This window comes from Streptomyces phytophilus, from assembly GCF_013870535.1.
GTDB classification, from domain to species: domain Bacteria; phylum Actinomycetota; class Actinomycetes; order Streptomycetales; family Streptomycetaceae; genus Streptomyces; species Streptomyces phytophilus.
Genome location: NZ_JACBXC010001202.1, coordinates 1 through 1819 on the forward strand (window position 1 = coordinate 1; position 1819 = coordinate 1819).

Here is a 1819-nt window from a genome sequence, read left to right on the forward strand (position 1 = left end):
CCCCGGCTCCCCTCCGCCTGACCGCCGCCGCTCACGCGTGACGGACGCCCGGGTCACGGACGGACGCCCGGGTCAGGCCGGCTCCACGCCGGCAGCGCCGCGTGCCCGGTCCCGGGCGGCGCGGGGCCGAGTCGAAGCAGTGTGCTACCGCCGGGACTTGGCGATCTCCGTGAGGGCGAATGCCCGGAAGTCTGCCTTGGGGATGTCCTGGGCGATGCGCTCCGCCGCCTCGGCGTCGACCGGCGCCAGCGCTTTGACCAGGTGCCACAGGGCGTACGCCCGCTGGTCGCGGTCCATGATCCGGTCCGCCGTCCGCCTGGCGCGGTCGGCGTAGACCGGTCTGCGCGGGGCGAGTTCGGACTGCAGGAGCACGATCTCGACCAGGCGCCTGTCGCGGGGCTCCTCGGAGTCCTGGCGAGCCAGTCGTTCGGCTTCGCGGGCGTAGTCGGCGGCGAGGTCGGGATCGCGCTCCGCGAGGGCCTTCCCCGTATCGAGCAGCGCGTGCGCGATCTCGGACAGGGCGAACCCCCTCCGGTCGCCGGGCAGCCCGCGCGCGACGCGCTCGGCCTGGGCGGCGAACATGTCCACCCGCTCGGTGTCCGTCCCCGCGACGGCTCGTGCGGCACCGGACAAAGCCCGTGAGATGTCGAGGAGTGCGTTCTCCCGCTGCGGCTCCGGGAGGGGCTGGGCGAGGGTCTCGGCCTCGCGGAGGAGTTCCTCCGCCCGGCCCGGCGCGGCCAGGGCCAGGGCCTGACCGGCCCGCGCCACCGCCGTCACGGCCTCACCTGCCACGTCCTGGAGAGATGCGGGGTTCTTCCGGACGATGTCCCGCGCCTGGTGGGCAAGGGCCACGGCCTGTTCGGGGTCGAACCGCGCGAGGCCACTCCCGACATGCGTGAGCGCCCTGGCGAGGCTGTCTTCGAAAAGGTGCTGCCCCGAGGCAGGGAGCCGAGGTACGAGGAGCTGGGCCTCGCGGACGAGGCCGACCGCACGGCGGGGATCCGCGTCGGCCAGTTGCCAGGCCACTTTGGTCAGTGTCCGGGCGATGTCCGTCAGCCGGTCGCCCCGCGCGTCGTCGGAGAGTCCTTCAACGCTGCGCCGTACCTTCGCCGTCAGGTCGAGGACGCGGTCGGGGACGGTGCTGGCCGCCGCCCTGCCGACGCAGTCCGGCAGGGCGAGGGTGAGTTCGCTCAGGGCCTCCCCCCGGTCGTGGCGACCGACTCCCGGGATCGTCCCCTCCACCTCCTCCAGCAGCTCCACCGCCTGGTGGTGATGCCCGGAATCGACCAGAGCCCTTGCGATCTTGACCAGCTCCACCACCTTCCACCGCTGGTCGGCGGCCGCCCTGACCTCGTCGGCCCGGGCGGCGCCCTCCGGTGAGATGCGCGCTGCCTCGTCGAACTCCGACTGTCTGACAGCGGTGTCCCGGTACTCCTCGGCCTCGGCCTTGAGGCGCTGCCGCCATTTCGGCGAGTCCTCCAAAAGCCCGGAGTACGACACCATCCGCAAGGCCGACGACATCTTTCTGAGGTCGGGTATGCGGCGTACGGCATGTTCCGCCTCCCCCACCAGCCAGGTCGCCCGCTCACGGTCGATGGCGGCCACCGGCCCCGCCAGCTGGACCAGCGCCGCGACCCGGTCGAGCGGGTCCGCTACGCCCATGATCGTCCGCTCGGCCTCGTCCACGAGGGGCCCCGCGCGCGGCGGGTCGAGGGTGGCCAGGCAGACGGCGGCCTTCGCGAGCAGGAGGGCACGCCGGGTGGCGTCCGCGACGTCGGGGCTCCGCCCGATCACCTCGTCGGCCAGGCCCCTGGCCCCG

The 1819-nt window shown here is 73.7% G+C and carries 1 pseudogene; it reads right to left on the reverse strand.

The annotated features are described in order from the left end of the window. Positions 1-144: 144 nt before the first annotated feature. Positions 145-1819: pseudogene (locus tag H5J30_RS30775) on the reverse strand (hypothetical protein); the annotation flags it as partial.